Source organism: Brevibacillus sp. FSL K6-6036, assembly GCF_037964015.1.
In the GTDB taxonomy this organism is placed as follows: Bacteria; Bacillota; Bacilli; order Brevibacillales; family Brevibacillaceae; genus Brevibacillus; species Brevibacillus borstelensis.
Genome location: NZ_CP150173.1, coordinates 3,862,737 through 3,881,258, shown reverse-complemented (window position 1 = coordinate 3,881,258; position 18,522 = coordinate 3,862,737). Strand labels below are relative to the sequence as shown.

The following is an 18,522-nucleotide window of genomic DNA, read 5'->3' as shown; positions in this document are numbered from 1 at the left end:
TCGTTGGCACACTCCTTGCGTTATGAGCTTCGCATGAAATGATTTTTGATAGCGCTTACAAGTCATCGGGAAAGGGGGCGGGAGGTCGTTCATGAGAGCGGCTGCAGGGTACGGCATGCCTCATCAAATAACTTTGAAAGGAAGAGGTGTATGAACGCTATCGTAAAAAAAGCCTGGGGATACCGGCATATCGTCTTGGTCGTGCTATGGCTGCTGTACATTATCAACTACTTTGACCGGCTTGCGGTACTTACCTTTTTGCCCTTCATTCAAAAGGACTTGAATCTCACACCTGTTGAGCTGGGGCAGCTCGCATCCGTCTTTTTCTTTGCGTATTCGCTGGCACAGGTGACCGCAGGATTTTTGGCGGACAAATTCGGTCCGAAAAGAATCATGAATATCGCCATCATCGTCTTCACGCTTGTGACCGCACTGACTGGCGCCGTGAAGTCTTTTGGTCAGTTTCTGGCATTGCGGATCGGACTTGGACTTGGAGAAGGGCATCATTTTGCCCCGGCGTGCCGGACGATCAACAACTGGTTTCCGATTGCGGAGCGCGGGCGTTCCGTCTCCTTTTTTGCCACCTCCTGGGCTGTCGCTCCCGCTATCGTACCGGTTTTGATCACAAGCATCTCGTTCTACTTTTTTGACGGCTCCTGGCGCCCTGTCTTTTATCTGCTTGCGATACCCGGTCTGATCGGCATATGGGCCTTGTGGTACTTTATCACCAACACGCCAAAGGAGATGCTGGAAAAGGGGAGACTCAGCCAGGAGGAGTACGCCCATATCATGGATGCAAATTCAGCCAGTTCCGTGGAAGAGCAAGCTTCCGCTGAGAAAAAGGCGGATAAAAAAAGCAACCGGATTTTTCTCCAGGATGGATATTTCTATGTTTACACAGTCTTGTTGTTTTGCCAATGCGCCGTTTATTGGGGCACGACTACCTGGCTCACGACCTTCCTTGTTCAACAGCATGGCCTGAATCTGAAAGAGATGGGCTTCTTTGCTTCGGCCCCTTATATCGTCGCCTTTTTTGCGATGATGCTGGGGGGCTGGCTGATGGACAAGGTCATGCATCGGATGAAGCCTGTCGCGCTGATCGCCTACATCGGCTGCATTCCGGTCCTGTACCTTCTGGGGAGCGTAGAAAAGGGACAGACCGGCTTGCTTTTGCTGATGCTGCTGCTGGCTGGCTTTTTCGTCAACCTGAACTTTGGCACGATCTATGCCTACATCCAAAAACGCTACCCGACCGAGGTGGTCGGCGGAGCGACCGGCCTTGCCAACGGCATCGGACAAATGGGCTCATTCGTCTCGCCGCTTGTCGCCGGCTATCTGGTGGTTGTTCAGGCTGACGGGTCGCAGGATTTCAGCCGGGTATTCCTCTTCTTTTCGCTGACGGCCGCTGTCGCTGCTGTATGCGCTATGATCCTGAAAGAATCCAAGGTGAAAGCGGCAGAGACCGGAGTGAGGAAAGAAGCGGAGCAGGCGGTTTGAGTGTACAGGCGGCTTGCGGAAGCAGGCAGTTTTACAGAACAAGCCATATGGAAGAAACAAATGAACTGGAATAGTAGATTTGGCAGTAATAGCGGTTTGAGGCGACAGGAGCGGCTTGCAAGGCCCAGAGAGAAAAAGACCGGAGAGGATGGGAAGCAATGGAAAGAGGGAATGAAAGAGAGAACACCGTAAGCGGGAGCGGGTTGGAACAGGCATTTTCCTTGATCGACGAAGCGGATGCCGTCGCTTTCTTGCAGCAATTGATTGCGATCAACAGTGTAAATCCGCCGGGGAACGAAACGGCTGTAGCCGAAGCGATCAGGCGCAGGCTGACAGCCGCCGGCATACAGGCAGAGCTGGATGAAGTTGAACCGCAGCGGGCCAATCTGCTGGCTGTCTTGAATAAAGCGGATGCATCCCTGTCAAAAAAGGTGCTCGTCCTCAGCGGTCACCTCGATACGGTTCCGACCGGGAGTATCGAGTGGGAGCATGAGCCGTTCGGGGGAGTGCGGGTTGGAAACAGACTGTACGGACGAGGCAGCACGGACATGAAGGGCGGCGTCGCGGCCATGGTGCTTGCGATGGAGTATTTGCATCGTGCCGGAATTCGGCTCGGAGGAACCTTGCGCTTTGCGGGGACAGTGGGAGAAGAGGTCGACTGCCTCGGGGCAAAGGCAGTTGCAAGTCGGGGGCAGATCGATGATGCGACAGCGATGGTGATCTCCGAGCCGAGCAACAATCAACCGTTCATCGCGCACAAGGGAGCGCTTTGGCTGGAAGTAGCGACGTACGGCAAGACAGCTCACGGCTCCATGCCTGATCAGGGGGTCAATGCGATCATGGCCATGGCGAGATTCATCCATAAGCTAAACAGCTATCGTTTCAGCTATCAGCCTCATCCGCTGCTGGGCGGACCGACGATGAATATCGGAGTGATCCAGGGAGGCGTAAAAACAAATGTCGTGCCAGATCAGTGCACCATGATGCTGGATATCCGCACCGTTCCTGGACAAAGCCATCCGGAGATCATCGATGGACTCAACTTGCTCTTGGAACAGGTATGCGAACCGGCCAATGCCCGTTTCGCCATCCGTGCGGTGAACGATCTGCCGGCAGTGACAACCGCTGCGGAGGATGCGTTTATCAAGCTTTCATTGGATACAGCCAAGCAGTATTTGGGCCGGGAGTCGACTGTCAGAGGCGTCAATTACTACACCGATGCATCTGTCTACGGACCCCGTCTGGACATTCCGATCCTGATTTACGGCCCCGGAGAACCGACGATGGCCCATCAGCCGGACGAATGGATAGAGGTAGACAAATACATGGAGGCGATCCGCTTTTACATGGGACTTGCGGTCGCATACCTGGGCATTTCCAAAGATCAATAAGGCAGGAATGAAAATTGTAAAAATTTATTCTATTCTGTATAATGGTGGGACAGAAGCGATGTGCCTCCTCCCGCAACGGTCCGAAGAGTGATCGTTGGGGGAGGTATTTTGTATTCCTGCGCTGTTTCTCGATCCCGGAAAGGAGGGGAAGCGTGACGCTGCAGCAAGCATGGAATACCTCTTTTGCCGCAAGCCCGCAGTCCGCATGGAGAGATGCTGTCCGAGGCATGCAGGAAGATGTGCTGTTTATTCTCGCAGAAGATGGCGCTACTGTATCGGGAGCCGTTTGGAAAACGAATCCGGGTCGGGTCGTTTCTGTCGGATCGTCTCAGGCCGAGGAGATTGAAGCGCGTGAAGCCGAGTGGAACGTGCACGAGATCTGGGTATTTGTCGATTCAGCCGGCACGATTCAGGGATGGATGAAAACAATTGACCTGTATCGCCATTTTTATCAGGTGTATAAGGAAAGGCAGGCGTACTATTCACTCGAGCTGGAAACCGTGTTCAACACCAGCTACGATATGTTTTACATCTCGGACGGTCAAGGAATCACGCAGCGCGTAAGTCCATCTGCCGAAAGAATTTACGGGTACAAACCGGAAGATTTGGTCGGGAAAAGCATTTATGAGCTGGAGCGGACAGGCGTATTTCGACCGTCTATTACCCGATTGGTGCTGGAGAGGAAGGAAAAGGTGCAGGTCGTGCAGACGACAGGACTTGGCGGCCGGCTGATGGTCGTCGGTACGCCGATCAAGGACGAGCAGGGAAACATCATCCGCGTCGTCAACTTTTGCCGGGACATCTCCGAGGAAAGGCGGCTGCAGGCCGAGTTGGAGGACGCCCGGGAGCTGCTTGAGGGCTACAAGCAGGAATTGCGCAAGCTGAGTGAAATGACCGCAAAGGAAGCGGGACTGATCTACAAGAGCGAAGCGATGAAACAGGTAATAACGCTTGCCGGAAAAATGGCCGAGGTGGACTCCACCGTGCTGATTCTGGGCGAATCGGGAGTAGGCAAGGAAGTGGTCGCCTCTTATATTCATCAAAACAGCCAGCGGCGGGACAAGCCGTACATCAAGCTCAACTGTTCGGCGATCCCGGAGCATTTGCTGGAATCGGAGCTGTTTGGCTATGAAAAGGGCGCGTTTACCGGAGCGACAAAAGAAGGAAAGCCCGGCTTGTTTGAACTGGCCAACGAGGGGACGCTGTTTCTCGACGAGATCGGCGAGCTGCCCCTTTCGCTCCAGGTAAAGCTGCTCCGCGTGCTCCAGGAGCATGAGCTGGTTCGTATCGGCGGCACCAAGCCGATCAAGATCGACGTCCGCATCATTGCCGCCACCAATCGCAATTTGCAGGAAGAAACGCGGCAGGGGCGCTTTCGCGAGGATTTGTACTACCGCCTGAATGTCGTTCCGGTCCATATTCCCCCTTTGCGGGAGCGTACCGACGATATCCTTCCACTTGTCATCTTTTTTCGGGACCGCTTTACCAAGAAGTACAAAAAAGAGAAAACCTTCTCGCAGGAAGTGCTGGATTGCCTGCATCTATACCGTTGGCCAGGCAATGTGCGGGAGCTTCAGAACATCGTGGAGCGTCTGATCGTCATCACTGATCAGGATGTGATCGAAGCGCATCATCTGCCGGAGATGCTTCACTACGTCCAGCCTTCTGCGACAAAGGTAAGCGTAACAGATATTCTTCCGTTGAAATCGGCTGTAGAGCTTCTGGAAAGACAGCTTCTGGGGATGGCGAAAGAGAAGTACGGCACGACGACCAAAATGGCAGAGGCGTTAGGAGTCGATCAATCGACCATCAGCCGGAAGCTCGGAAGATGGAAGCTTTGAAATGAAAATCGAACCTTTAGATGGAGGGCCATGGACTCAATGCACCGGCTTTTCTGCTCCGTAGCCAGCATAAGATGGCTGAAGAAAAGGATAGAAGGAAATTCCGGAAAGTAAAGAGAAGTTAAAAATTTGGAACACCGCAGTAGAGAGAGGAGAAACGAAATGACAGCACATACGGCAGGAAAGACGATCGGGTTTGTGGGTATCGGGGTGATGGGCAAAAGCATGGCCGCCCATCTCATGAAAGCAGGGTATGAGGTGCTCGTGTACAACCGCACCAAGCAAAAAGCGGAGGAGCTGTTGGCGCAGGGAGCCGTATGGAAGGATCAGATTTCGGAGCTGGCTGCCGAAGCGGATGTCATTATCACGATGGTAGGATACCCCAAAGACGTAGAGGAAGTCTATCTCGGAGAAAAAGGAATTGTCGCCCATGCAAAGCCGGGCAGCTACCTGATCGATATGACCACCTCCAAGCCGTCTCTGGCGCAAAAAATCTATGAAGAAGCCAAAAAACGCTCTCTGCATTCCCTGGATGCGCCTGTATCCGGCGGAGACGTGGGGGCCAGAGAGGCCCGCCTCACGATCATGGTAGGCGGTGACTCGGAAGCGTTTGCGGCGATGGAACCGATTTTCAAACTGATGGGAACCAACGTCATCCTGCAAGGGGGCCCCGGAGCCGGTCAGCACACGAAGATGTCCAACCAGATCGCGATCGCTTCCAATATGATCGGGGTCTGCGAGGCCATCGCGTATGCCAAAAAAGCAGGGCTCGATCCGGTAAACGTATTGAAGAGCATCGAGGCGGGAGCGGCAGGAAGCTGGTCTTTGAGCAATCTGGCTCCACGCATGATCGCAGGCAACTTTGCCCCCGGATTTTATATCAAGCATATCATCAAAGATATTTCGATTGCGCTGGAAGCGGCAAAAGAGATGGGGCTTGCGACGCCCGGCTTGGAGCTGTCCCTCTCGCTGTACCAAGAGCTCGCGGAACAAGGTTTGGAAGACAACGGCACCCAGGCGCTGATCAAATGGTACGACAAGCATTTTGGTGAGAATGGGTAAGTCTCGCTGTGAATAAATAGACAAATGAAAGAGGGCCCGAGTCGTGCAGACGAAGGGCTCTTTTTCTTTTTGTAAGACACTTTTTGAACAAGGCAGAGTAAAGGCGGGGGTAACGGTGAAGCAACAAACATTCCTTCCGCACGTGCAACATTTTTCCTCCGCCAGCGTCAAAGATAGACCAACATTTTGCTGACACGTCAGGAGGAAAACAGATGTGAAAAAACGCATTGTTGCACTTTGCGCGGCTGCTGCACTTAGCTGGAATGCATGGGCTGTTCCGGGGCAAGCAGCCAGCTTCGCTTCCATTCAGCCTTACATCACCGACTATAAAATCGGATTTACAAACGGACAAGCGCTGGTCACCAAGGCCGTCTATGACGAGTTTTCCAAAGTCGGCTTCTATTACACCGTAGTGAAAAACGGGAAGAGGGGAATCCTCGATGCCCGTACCGGAAAGGAGCTGACTCCGCCAATCTGGGACGATGTGGAGATTCCTGAACAAAAGCAGATTGCAGTGGTTCGCAATGGCGGATGGTTTCAATACATCGATCTAGCCAAAAAAAGCGTCTCGAAAAGCAAGTACGCGGGAGCACATACCTTCTTTTTGTCTCAGGCCTATCCGAGCGTTATTTTGATGCAGGGCCAGACCTCGATGCTGCTCGATCCATCCGGCCGGACCCTGATTGCTCCGTTCGCGGGAAAAATCGAGTTTGCCGATTTGGCCAAGCCGGGAAAGAACGGCGAGGAAGAGACGACACGGTACCTGGTCACCACGACGGCGAAACAGCTTACGGTCTATGATCCAGTAACGGTTAAGCCGATGTTTTCCCTGCCCAAGGCGACCTTGGCTCCGAGCGGCGGGAATCGAATGCCCTATTTCAAAGTGATCGTCGGCGGCAAATACGGTCTTGTCGATGTAAACGGGAAGTACGTCCTGCAGCCGCAATACACAAGCGTCCAAATGATGGGCAGCAGTGGTTTTTTTCGCGTGCAAAACCAAAAAGGAAGCGGCTTGTGGAAGGATGGCCGGATGCTTGCCGAGCCGCAGTACGCCGAGGTCAGAGTCGAGCATGACATGGCAGACGGTTATGTAGTGCTGCAGGGCGATCTGGAGACGTACCACTCCATTTCATCCGGTACCTCCTTTTCATTGAAGAAAGGGGCCAAATATTTGCATGACGGCTACGTTTTGGGGCAGGACCCGACAACCTCCCGTTACGGAGTGAAACGGATCAGCGGTGAAACGGTAGTGCCGTTTGAGTATCCGCGCCTGGAAGGGGTACCGGCGATGTGGCTCTTGGTTCGCTCCGATGGCAAAAAGGGCATCCTGCGCGCAGCGTGGGGAAAACCGGTAAAAGAGCCGGATGCCTGGTTTGATGCGGTGACGACGCTCGGGGGATACGACCTCGTCAGTGTTACGGACGGGAGCAAGACCGGACTCTATTCGCAGCAAAAAGGGCTTCTCGTCCCGCCGCAGTCGGGCACAATCGTCCGCTATGACTCAAAATTCGGGCGCGTGCTGGTCCAGGGACCGGACGGATCGACGCGCGAATACCGGCCAGACGGCACTTCGCAAGACACGGCTGAGCCCAAACCGCAGCGGCTGACGGATGCCCTTTCCTTTATTTATAAGCCTGGAGAAGGAGTCTTTCTCGTGGACACAGCTAGCGGCAAGCCGATCAGCAGTCACGCTTACCAGGGGGCCAATGTGGCTGCAGGCGGAAAACTCGTCGTGGCCTTCAGTGCCGGAGAAGCCGACCTGTACACGGCGGAGGGGACACTGCTGACAGCGGATGTCAAGCTTCCGGCAACCCATTCTCCACAGGAAGGGACGACAGTAACGCTCTTTCCGTCGGGAGAAAGCATGTATGCAGCCGGGATGAAAAAAGGGACACAGCAGCAAGCGTTCATCCGCGTAGCGGGCGGGGCAATAGAAGCGCTGACAGATTTTGTGTATCGCAGCGTTTCGATTCAGCCATGGGGGGATCGGCAACTGATCGCGCTGCAAAGGGCTGATGGCAGCTTTGATCTTGAGGTATTGGCGAGCGGACAGATTGCAGCCAGGCTGGAGCAAGTGCAAAACTATCGGCTGGAAGAATCGCAGTCCGGACTGTTTGTCCAGAAATCGGGCGGATGGGACGTCTACTCGGCCGATTTGAAGCAGATGACGAGTGGAAGCTACGGCCGGCTTGAGGTTTTGTCCACGTACAGCGGTGCGAAACTCGTCACGTATTGGGACAAGAAAACGGGACTTCTCGGCGTGCTAAGCAAAGACTGGCGGACAGCCGCTCCTCCGGCGTATGAATCGATCAAGCCGATGGATCAGGTGTTTCCGATGCTTGGCGTGGAACAGCTTCCGGCACCATTTGTCTTTACGACCAAGGACAAGTTTGGCTATCTGGACGCGAACGGCGCCGAGCTGTTTCGCACCGCTCTTTTGACCAAACGGCCGACAGTCACGTATCAAAACGTAACCGCCCAGCCATTTCCTGCCTACCAGCAGCTGCTTCAGAGCGATCCGCTGAAGCTGGTCGATTTCGGCAAGCCGTACAAGTGGGATCGCGAACTCAGCGGAGAGGCGAACTTCTTTGCCAATCTGGCCTTGTATTTCGACCTTCCGACCGGTTCCGGGAAGCGGGAAGTGCTGGCTTTCCTGACCGGAAAAGGAATTCTGCAGCCAGATCCCGCCCGTACGGATTTTGCGGGAACCGACTTTTACGCACTGATGCATAATGTCGTCCAGGGAACGAGCGGCAAGTCGCTGACCCAGCAGCAGTTGGTAGATTGGGCGACCAAACGCGGGCTTGTGCGTGAGCGGGGCGGCCATTACCAGGGAGACATCTATGCGGATTATCACCAGTTGTTTTTCCAAGAGCTGCTCAAAGCCCAGGCCGGAAAAGGCAGCTACAAAGCAAAGCCTCTGGCCCTTTCAGCCCTCGATGAATCCCAGCGAAGCATGCTGAGCACGCGGATCATCGTAAACGGCAGGGCATTCGAACAGCTCCCCGTCCCGCTGCCGAGTGTCGAACTGGACCGCCATCTGAACACATTGATCCAGCAGTACAACAAGCATGCGGCTTCCCTGCTGCAAGCAGCGGTAAAGCAATTATAGAAAGCAAAAGTCCGTCTTGTGCATGTGAGCATAGGACGGACTTTCTTTTAGATCCGGACAGTCAATCCCCAGAGCACCGTACCCTGAGCATTTTTCTCCCTGTTTCAATCTCCTTCATCAAAGCCAGCCTTTTCTCCCAAGACCTTCAATTTCGAAAGTTGAAAAAAGAAAGTTGACGATGCTATACCCGACTGTTACTATCAAATTAATAACATGGTTGGAGAAATTAAATGAGGAAATATGGTTCTTTGACGTTTTCTATTCCATCTTCCCACATTGCCTCCACTAGTTTTTCAGGTTAACCCATTATTTAATACCATCAGTGGATTAATTCTGTACTGTTGGTCCTTCCTTTCCACACATACCATTAAGACAGAGTTGGTGATTAGAAATGAATTACAGCACATTGGTGGAAGAATACCGCGGTGGAGTGCTGGAGAATATCCACTTTGGCGTCATCTGCGGCGTAGACGAATCAGGAAAAGTCATCTTGTCCGCGGGCAGCGAAGAGCATATGACGTTTCTCCGCTCGGCGGCAAAGCCGTTCCAGGCCATCCCGGTCGCCAAACAGAAAATCGACGAAAAATTCGGGCTGACCAGCCGTGAAGCCGCCCTTTTTGCCGCTTCCCATCGCGGCGAGACGTATCATATGGAAGGATTGGAGTCGATCCTGAAAAAAACCGGCATTTCGGAAGAAGAATTGCTGACCTGCCCGACCTATCCGCTCAACGAAGAACCGAAGTTCGCCTGCCTGCGCGAAGGCGTGCCGAAGCGCCGTCTTTTCCACAACTGCTCCGGCAAACACCTGGGCTTTCTCGCCCTTTCCAAAGAGATGGGCTATCCGACAGACAGCTATTACGATGTCAGCCATCCTGCCCAACAAAGCGCTTTGGAAGCGTTTGCTTATCTGGCTGAGTATCCAAAGGACAAGATTGGCCTCGGCGTTGACGGGTGCGGCTTCCCTGTTTTTGCCGTGCCGCTCGTGAACATCGCCAAAGCGTATTTGAAGCTCGCTTGTCCCGATCTGATCGCGGACGCAGAAACGAGAGAGGCAGTCGTGAAAATTACCGGATGGATGTCAGCCAATCCCGACATCATCGCGAGCCACAATTTCGTTTGCACAGCGCTGCTGACCGATCCCAACATCATTGCCAAAGGGGGCGCGATGGGGGTATACGGCTTTGGCCTGAAAAAAGAACGCATCAGCTTTGCCCTGAAGGTTCTGGATGGCTCTGAACTGGTGTGGCCGCTGGTAATCGCCTCGATTTTGGAGCAGATCAACTACGAGAACAAGGACACCATTGAACGCCTGCGTGCGCTGGTGCCAAGCGAGATTAAAAATGACAACCATTTGGTCGTTGGCGAAAAGCGCACGGTGTTTCAGTTGGAAAAACGATAAGACGATGAGGGCAGCATGATACGTGAACCTGTTGCCTGAATAACGCCGCAAGCTGTCTGCATGCCGCTTGCATGACCAGGCAAGAAGAAAGGGATGGAAGAGGATGGACATTTCGGTTGGACAGCAGCGGGAGATGGAAGTCACGATCCGCCTGCTTTTCCAAGACTCGCCAACAGAGCACCTGCCGTATGCGCTGCGCCCGCACATGAAAGCGAAGGGAGCTGTCACCTGGTTTTTTGGCCGCGGAGAAGAAGGGCATGAGCTCATTATCGGACTAGGGGAGCGGGCGCGTTTTGACCTGGAGGCATTGCGCGATGCGGCGGGCAATGCGGGTCGGGCCGCGGAGAAGGAAAGGGTTACAGAAGCATGTGTGACGTTTGATTCGCTGGAGCCGCTGTTTGCTGCCGGACTGGACCGTCATAGCGCAGTCACAGCCTGGACAGAGGGCTGGCTTCTCGGTACATATGTGTTTGACCGGTATTTGTCAAAGGCGCAAGAACGGAGTGTCTCTATGCTGCATATCGCTTGTCCGGGTGCAGAAAAGGCGGAGCAGGCGATCGAATGGGCCCGTATCCGTGCAAAGGGTACATGCTTTGCCCGCGATCTCGTGAATGAACCGCCCAATCAGCTGACGCCGGTCTCCTTTGTCGAGCGGCTGCAGAACCATTTCGCCGCACGAGACGTGGATGTGACGGTTCATCGCGGGGAGGCGTTGGAGCGTTTGCAGATGGTTGGCCTGATCACGGTTGGCAAAGGCAGCGTCCATCCGCCGGCTATGGTGGAAATCCGATACTGCACCGACCCGTCCCTGCCGCTGACCGCGCTGATCGGAAAAGGAGTCACCTTTGACATGGGCGGCATGAATGTCAAGGCCGGGCGGGATATCAGCGACGCCCGCATGGATATGGGCGGAGCGGCTGCTGTCGCGGGCGCGCTGGACATCCTCACTTCCGTAAAGGCAAGGGCCAATCTGCTGGTGCTTCTGCCGATCGCAGAAAACGTGCCGGACGGCGGAGCCTTCTTGCCATCGGATGTGATCCGCTACCCCAACGGTCTTTCTGTGCAGACGGCCAATACGGATGCAGAGGGGCGTCTCATTTTGGCCGATGCCCTGATTCACGCCGACAGGCTGGGAGCCAAGCAGGCAATCGATATTGCCACGCTGACGGGGAATGTCGGGGAAGCGCTCGGCTTAAAGCTGGCCGGTATTTGGGGAGATTCCGGGATGACTGCCAAGCTCATCGCGTCAGGTAATGACTGTGGAGACAGACTGTGGCCGATGCCGTTGGTAGACGATTACGAAGAATTGCTGAAAAGCGACTATGCCGACATGACCAACATCAGTCCGATCAGCTACGGTGGAGCGATTGTCGCCGCGTTGTTTATCCGCAGGTTTGTGGCCGCCGGCATGAAATGGGTGCACATCGACATGGCTCCCCCTGTACAGGCGAAAGCCACCGGAGGCTATCGCGTCATGGGTGCCACCGGATATGGGGCGAGACTGCTCGCGGACTACGTGCTCGCTCAATAGACGGGCAAGGCAGAATTGTCAACCAGCAGCGCGGAAGATCAGCCCTTGGCGTTGCTGTTTGTCATCGAAGCGTTTTACAATAACAGGAAAACGGACGGGAGGATACCGTGCTATGTTGTTGGAAGTCATCGCGACCTCTGTAGAGGACGCCAAACGAGCGGAAGCGGGAGGAGCCGACCGGCTCGAGCTGATCACCGGGATACTGGAGGGCGGCGTAACCCCGAGCTGGGGCTTGATCGATGCTGTGGTCCGGGCCGTATCCATTCCGGTCAATGTGATGGTGAGACCGCACAGCCAGTCGTTTGTGTACACGTCTGACGATTACCGGGTCATGCGCGAAGACGTGCGAATCATTCGCGAGCTCGGCGCAGCAGGTATCGTCACCGGCATGCTTGCTCCTGACGGCCAGATCGATACGGAAGGGCTGGAAAGCCTGCTGGATCAGGCGAAAGGGCTGGATGTGACATTCCACCGCGCATTTGACGAGGCGGCTGACCAGTTGGAGGCCGTGCGGCTGTTGATGCGTTATCCGCAAATTTCGCGGATTCTCACCTCCGGCGGACAGAAAAGCGCCATCGATGGAGCGGAACGGATTGCCGAGCTTGTCCGGATGACCGCTGGGGAGCATTTGAGCATTTTGGCCGGAAGCGGGCTGGGCCTGGCAAACATCGCTGATTTCGTCGGTCGTACGGCTGTAACGGAAGTCCATTTTGGCACCGGCGTTCGGGAAGCCGGAAGCGCGCTCAAGTACGTAGATCAGGAGAAGGTAGCGGCTGTCAAACGATTGATTGCGGCAAAGTCATAACCAGGGAGCAGAGGAAGCAGCAAAATCGAAACGGCTTTTTCCCGGGCCCCGGTTCATAATTTGGCAACACATCATATTTCATAGAGAAACATGCGATACAAGGTCCTCGCCCAAGTTTAGGGAGAGGGCTTTTTTTGCGAAAAACCGAAAAGAATGGCAAATAGACGAATCTGTGAAGTACATCACATCTTACGTTTTTCGCCTCCTCTATAATCCGGAGTAAGAAGTGATCCATAGGGGAGGTATTGATATGTTTTGCTATCAATGCGAGCAAACACCGACAGGCGGTTGCAAAACGGTGGGAGTATGCGGAAAGACTGAGGAGCTTGCCAGTATTCAGGATACGATCATTTTTGCGCTCAAAGGGATTGCGGCATATGCAACGCATGCCCGACAAATGGGACACATCGACCCGGAAGTGGACGGCATTACACAGGAAGCACTCTATTTTACTTTGACTAACGTGAATTTCAATTTAGATGAACACTTGAAAATGGCAATGAAAGTGGGCCGTGCAGCCATTCGCGTCATGGAGCTGTTGGATCAGGCCCATACGAGCCGGTTCGGCATCCCTCAGCCCATCCGCGTTTCGCAAAACAAAATCGAAGGAAAGTGCATCGTCGTGACCGGGCACAACCTGTTTGCGCTGGAGGAGCTGCTGAAACAGACGGAAGGAAAAGGAATCAATATCTACACCCACTCGGAGATGCTCCCCGCACACGGGTATCCCGCCCTCCGCAAGTACAAGCACCTCAAGGGAAATATCGGGAAAGCGTGGTTTGACCAGCGCCGGTTGTTCGAACAGTTCCCGGGTGCGATACTAGCCACGACCAACTGCGTCATGCCGATCAAGGGGACATATGCCGATCGCTTCTTCTCGTATGATGTGGCCGGACTCGAAGGCGTTACCAAAATTGAGAATGACGACTTCGCGCCTTTGATCGAGCGGGCACTCGCATTGCCGGATGCGGATGTAGAGTCGGATCAGACGCTGCTGACCGGATTTCACCATGAGACCGTACTGGGTATTGCCCCGGAAATTCTCGACGCCGTAAAGGCAGGCAAAATCAGCCGCTTCTTCGTCATCGCGGGCTGTGATGCTCCCGGAAAAGGCGGAGACTACTACCGGGAGCTGGCCACTTCTTTGCCGGCGGATGCGGTGATCATGACCACATCCTGCGGCAAATTCCGCTTTAACGATGTCGATTACGGCAAAGTACCGGGTACGCAAATCCCTCGCTACATCGATCTGGGGCAGTGCAACAACTCCATCTCGACGGTCAAAATAGCCGTCGCTTTGGCGGATGCGCTGGACTGCGAGGTCAACGATCTGCCTGTCAGCATCGTCCTCTCCTGGTTTGAGCAAAAGGCGGTAGCGATTCTCTTGGGGCTGTTCAGCCTGGGAGTCCGCGACATTCGCATCGGACCGAAGCTGCCCGAATTCATCCAGCCCGGGGTATGGGAGGTGCTTCAGAATTTGTTTGGAGTCAAAGCAATCGGAGAAGCACAGGCAGACCTCCAGGATATGATGGGACAAAACGTTTCGTAAGCCTGGTCTGGAGAACAGTTGCGCCAAAGAGACATGCCCGTTTCAAAACAGGCTCCCTCCGGTCTGCCGGCCCACATGACGTCAGAAAAGCTCCGAGCAGAACAGGCAGGCAATTATGCTTGGACCTATCACATTTCATCCGAAAACACCTTGCAAAAACCATGCAGGGAATTAACCAGAGACAGAACGTCCGGATATCATCAGGACGTTCTTTTTCATTGTTTTAGAAAATCCCTTTCTCGCAAATGGGATCGTATTCCAAAAAATGAGAAACGGACAGAGCGAACTGGAGCGCAGAGAATGCGAGTTGATGCGGTTTCCACGCAAAAAGCCTTCGTCTTTCATTCACGTTCCGTTTGGCATGCGGTTTGCTACATGGATGGGTACCATGGACGAAACACGGAGGTGAACAGCTTGCAATATCCGTTGTCTCCAGACGTAAAACCGGAATTTTGCACCACGGGCTCTTACATGCGGCTGCCGGCACAAAGGGAGAACGCCAGAGTAGCCATCGTCGGTCTGCCCTTTGATACGGCTGCGTCTTTTCGCGTAGGAGCCCGCTTTGCCCCTCAGGCGATCAGACAGGCTTCCATGCTTCTGTTTCCGTATCATCCCGTTCACAAGGTCTTTCCATTTGAGGACACAAGAGCTATCGACATCGGGGATGTGCCGGTGATTCCGCACAATATCCATCGCAGCTACGACCGGATGGAAGCCGTCATGCTGGACTTGATGGCCAAAGGGATCGTACCGATCGGACTGGGAGGCGACCATTCCGTCACACTGGCCACATTGCGCGCCGCCAAAAGGGTGTGGGGGTCAGTAGCGCTGATTCAGTTCGATTCCCACACCGATACATGGGATACGTATTACGAAGAGAAGTACTGGCATGGCTCTCCGTTTATCCGCGCCCACGAGGAAGGGCTGCTGTTGCCGGACAAGGTTTTTCAGATCGGCATCCGCGGTACGCTGAACCACCCGGGTGACCTGGAAGCCAGTCTGGAGCTTGGCTATCACGTGATGACGACCCAGGAGCTGCGCAAAACCGGAGCCGCCGAAACGGTGAGAAAGATAAAAGAAGCGATTGGAGATACTCCCTGTTTTCTCAGTTTTGATATTGATTTTGTCGATCCCGCCTATGCGCCCGGGACAGGAACGCCGGAGGTCGGAGGATTTACAAGCTTCGAGACGCTGGAGCTGATCAGAGGACTGACGGACTTGAACTACATCGGCTTTGATCTGGTGGAAGTGCTGCCGCCCTACGATCCGGCCCAGACAACATCGCTGCTCGCGGCGACGCTCATCCACGATTTTGCAGCACTTGTTGCCCTGCGGGAGAAGCGGCTGTTGGCAGCGGGGGAGATGGCGGCAGATGCCGAGTAACGACAACAAGTCCCCTTGCGGACAGTGGCCGCAAGCCTTTGTGGATAATGGCTACAAGCATCGTCACTTGGGTAATCAAGCACACATCAGTAATACGAGGAAAGGTGGGGCATGCAGATGTTCAATCTGAAGATGTACATGGCTGGCGAGTGGGTGGATGCGGAAAATGGGGAGACTCGGGAGATTGTCAATCCGGCCACAGGAGAAGTGATTGCACGGGCGGCAGAGGGAACGGAGGAGGATGCCAAAAAAGCGATTCGCGCGGCACGAGAAGCATTCGACAGCGGGAGCTGGTCCGAGCTTGCGGCTGCAGAGAGGGCGCGGTATTTGTTCGCCATTGCTGACAAGCTGGAGGAACGCGCTGAGGAATTGGCTGCTTTGGAGACGCTGGACAACGGCAAGCCGCTGCGGGAAGCCCGCTTTGACGTGGCGGATGCGGCCGCTTGCTTCCGCTATTACGCCGGAATGGTCACCAAGCCTGACGGACAAACGTACCACGTCGCGGACCCGGTACAGGCGATGGTCGTGCGCGAGCCGGTCGGTGTCTGCGGACTGATCGTCCCGTGGAACTACCCGTTGCTGATGGCTGTTTGGAAAATCGCCCCCGCGCTGGCGGCCGGAAATACGATTGTCTTCAAGCCGTCCGAGGTCACGCCTGTTACGGCGATCAAGCTGTTTGAGATCATCGAAGAAGCAGGGGTGCCAGGCGGTGTGGCCAATCTGGTCATGGGACCGGGCCCTACGGTCGGACATGAGCTGGCCGCAAGCCATCTGGTAGACAAGGTTTCCTTTACGGGAGGCACGGCGACCGGCAGAAGCATCATGACTGCGGCTGCAGGCAACATCAAAAAGATTTCGCTGGAATTGGGGGGCAAGTCGCCCAACATTGTCTTTGCCGACGCGGACTTTGAGACAGCCGTAGACTACGCCTTGTTCGGAATCTTCGCCAATCAGGGGCAGGTCTGCTCGGCAGGCTCCCGGCTGCTTCTCGAGGACAGCATTCACGACCGCTTCGTCGAGCGGCTGGTGGAGCGTGCGAAAAAGATACGGGTAGGAGCGGGAGACGAACCGCAGACCGAAATGGGGCCGCTGGTAAGCGAGGCTCACATGGAAAAGGTACTGCGCTACATCGAGTACGGAAAAGCGGAAGGAGCGACACTCGCCTGCGGCGGCAACCGTCTGACAAATGGCGGTTTGGAAAAGGGCTATTTCGTCGAGCCGACGATCTTTGTCGACACGAGGCCGGACATGCGAATCGTCCAGGAAGAAATTTTCGGCCCTGTATTGGCCGTGCAGCGCTTCCGCGATGAAGCGGACGCTATCCGCCTCGCCAATGACACCGTCTACGGCCTCGCCGGGGGCGTCTTTACCCAGGACGGAGCCAAAGCGATGCGGGTCATCAAAAAATTGCGGGCAGGCATCACCTGGATCAACTGCTACCACCCCACCTACAACGAAGCCCCCTGGGGCGGCTACAAGCAAAGCGGAATCGGCCGCGGCCTGGGCACCTTCGGCTTCGATGAATTCACGGAAGTGAAACAGATCAATGTGAATTTGCAGGTGCAGCCAGTCGGCTGGTTTGAGAATTAAGGAAAAAACAGTGAGACACACGTAAACGGACTGGATCAGAATTAGAGAAGGCACGTCAGGGAACGCCACCCCTGATCCGACTTCCTGAATGATCTAAAAAAACAACGAAACAATCCAAAGCTGTAGAGATGAAAAAGGGAGAAAACGCGAAGGTCTTTGGGACACCACCCAGGCGGAATGGAAAAAGCGGAACACTCTTTCAGCGTCCAACCTCTGAGACGCTGCCTTGAGTAGGCTGCTTTTGGACGCAGTTCCGATTTTGGAATGGAGCCGGACAGTAACGGCTTCCCGCAGTGTCCCACCGTACCCTGAGCATTTTCTCCCTTTTTCATCTCCTCCCCAACAGCCCTACAGGCATTTCCAATCTCGCCAAAGAAGCTTTCACAGGCTATTTCTCAAAACCAAGGAAGGATTCCAACTCCCAGCCGGGGAATTTCCCCTCATTGGCAAAACATTGGCTGTCAATCAGACCACCAGGTACGGAAGAGAATAAAGGAGGAGCAGGCCACATGAAGAGTTTGCAGGAGAAGCTGGAGACGATCATCGCTGCGGCCGGCGGACAATGGGGAGTGGTAGTGGAAGAAATCAACGGAAGCTTCTACTGGGAACACAACACCACGCAGACTTTTGCAGCCGAAAGCATCATCAAAGTCCCCGTCATGGCAGCCGTTTTCGATGCCGCCAGCAAAGGAAAAGTCCGCCTTGACGAAACGGTACTGATGAAGCAAACGGATCAGGTCGCAGGTTCCGGTGTCATGCAGCATCTCACACCTGATACGCATTACCCTGTGTACGATCTGATCACCCTCATGATCATTCAGAGCGACAATACCGCGACCAATATGCTGATCGACCTCATCGGCGAAGATCAGGTGCGGCTCACAATGGCAGAGCTTGGCATGCACGACAGCTGCTACAGCCGAAAGCTGATGCTGTACCCGGCGGACAGTCCGCCCAACAACATGATTACCGCTGGTGACATCGCCCGGATGCTCAAACGGCTGGCAACAGGAACGTTTCTTGGCGAGCATGCCTGCCGCCAGATGATCGGGATCATGAAAAAGCAGCAGGTGCGAAATGCGCTGCCTGCCCGGCTACCCCGCATCGAGGAGGGAGTGTCGGACGCCGCTGCCGTGTGGGAAATGGCCAATAAAACCGGCTGGGACACAGGCCGCCAGCACGATGTCGGCATCCTGTTTGCAGGCGGAAAAGCGTACTCCCTGACAGCCCTGTCGGAGAATGCTCCCCCGGATGCCTCCCTGCAGGCGATGGCCGCTATCGGATATGAAGTGTACCGCTGTGCGGTGAGCTGACCATAGAGAGCGAGTACAGAAAAAATCCCCAGTTTGCTTGGGGGTTTCT

12 protein-coding genes are annotated in these 18,522 nt (G+C 54.7%); all 12 read left to right on the top strand.

Translation table 11 applies throughout. The features are described from left to right. Positions 1 to 150 precede the first annotated feature (150 nt). The 12 genes from NST37_RS19400 (at position 151) to NST37_RS19345 (ending at position 18,473) form a co-directional block, all read left to right on the top strand. Positions 151 to 1,497 (top strand): MFS transporter, encoded by a 1,347-nt coding sequence (locus tag NST37_RS19400; protein WP_122958505.1) that lies wholly within the window; start codon positions 151 to 153, stop codon positions 1,495 to 1,497. Between the two features lie 158 nt (positions 1,498 to 1,655). Continuing rightward, positions 1,656 to 2,888, top strand: coding sequence for a M20 family metallopeptidase (locus tag NST37_RS19395; protein ID WP_003389545.1), 1,233 nt, complete (start codon positions 1,656 to 1,658; stop codon positions 2,886 to 2,888). Between the two features lie 152 nt (positions 2,889 to 3,040). Then, complete coding sequence (locus tag NST37_RS19390; RefSeq protein WP_327925988.1) at positions 3,041 to 4,729, top strand: sigma 54-interacting transcriptional regulator; 1,689 nt, start codon at positions 3,041 to 3,043, stop codon at positions 4,727 to 4,729. A gap of 129 nt (positions 4,730 to 4,858) precedes the next feature. Beyond that, positions 4,859 to 5,791, top strand: a complete 933-nt coding sequence (locus NST37_RS19385; protein ID WP_285843607.1) for an NAD(P)-dependent oxidoreductase — start codon at positions 4,859 to 4,861, stop codon at positions 5,789 to 5,791. A 214-nt stretch (positions 5,792 to 6,005) separates the two neighbouring features. Then, entirely contained in the window at positions 6,006 to 8,903 is a 2,898-nt protein-coding gene (locus NST37_RS19380; RefSeq protein ID WP_339185665.1) for a WG repeat-containing protein, read from the top strand. Between the two features lie 391 nt (positions 8,904 to 9,294). Then, a complete protein-coding gene (locus tag NST37_RS19375; RefSeq protein WP_003389540.1) occupies positions 9,295 to 10,302 on the top strand; it encodes an asparaginase in 1,008 nt (335 codons plus the stop codon). A 103-nt stretch (positions 10,303 to 10,405) separates the two neighbouring features. Beyond that, on the top strand, positions 10,406 to 11,833 hold the full coding sequence (locus tag NST37_RS19370; protein ID WP_003389539.1) for a leucyl aminopeptidase family protein: 1,428 nt from the start codon (positions 10,406 to 10,408) through the stop codon (positions 11,831 to 11,833). 112 nt (positions 11,834 to 11,945) lie between these two features. Further along, the gene (locus tag NST37_RS19365) at positions 11,946 to 12,638 is read left to right on the top strand and encodes a copper homeostasis protein CutC (RefSeq protein ID WP_003389538.1); all 693 of its coding nucleotides are present in this window, start codon (positions 11,946 to 11,948) and stop codon (positions 12,636 to 12,638) included. 250 nt (positions 12,639 to 12,888) lie between these two features. After that, the gene (hcp, locus tag NST37_RS19360) at positions 12,889 to 14,187 is read left to right on the top strand and encodes a hydroxylamine reductase (RefSeq protein WP_039070509.1); all 1,299 of its coding nucleotides are present in this window, start codon (positions 12,889 to 12,891) and stop codon (positions 14,185 to 14,187) included. 414 nt (positions 14,188 to 14,601) lie between these two features. Then, entirely contained in the window at positions 14,602 to 15,570 is a 969-nt protein-coding gene (speB, locus tag NST37_RS19355; protein ID WP_003389535.1) for an agmatinase, read from the top strand. Between the two features lie 117 nt (positions 15,571 to 15,687). Beyond that, complete coding sequence (locus NST37_RS19350; protein WP_031931891.1) at positions 15,688 to 17,160, top strand: aldehyde dehydrogenase family protein; 1,473 nt, start codon at positions 15,688 to 15,690, stop codon at positions 17,158 to 17,160. A gap of 509 nt (positions 17,161 to 17,669) precedes the next feature. Continuing rightward, positions 17,670 to 18,473, top strand: a complete 804-nt coding sequence (locus tag NST37_RS19345; RefSeq protein ID WP_003389531.1) for a serine hydrolase — start codon at positions 17,670 to 17,672, stop codon at positions 18,471 to 18,473. Positions 18,474 to 18,522: the final 49 nt, after the last annotated feature.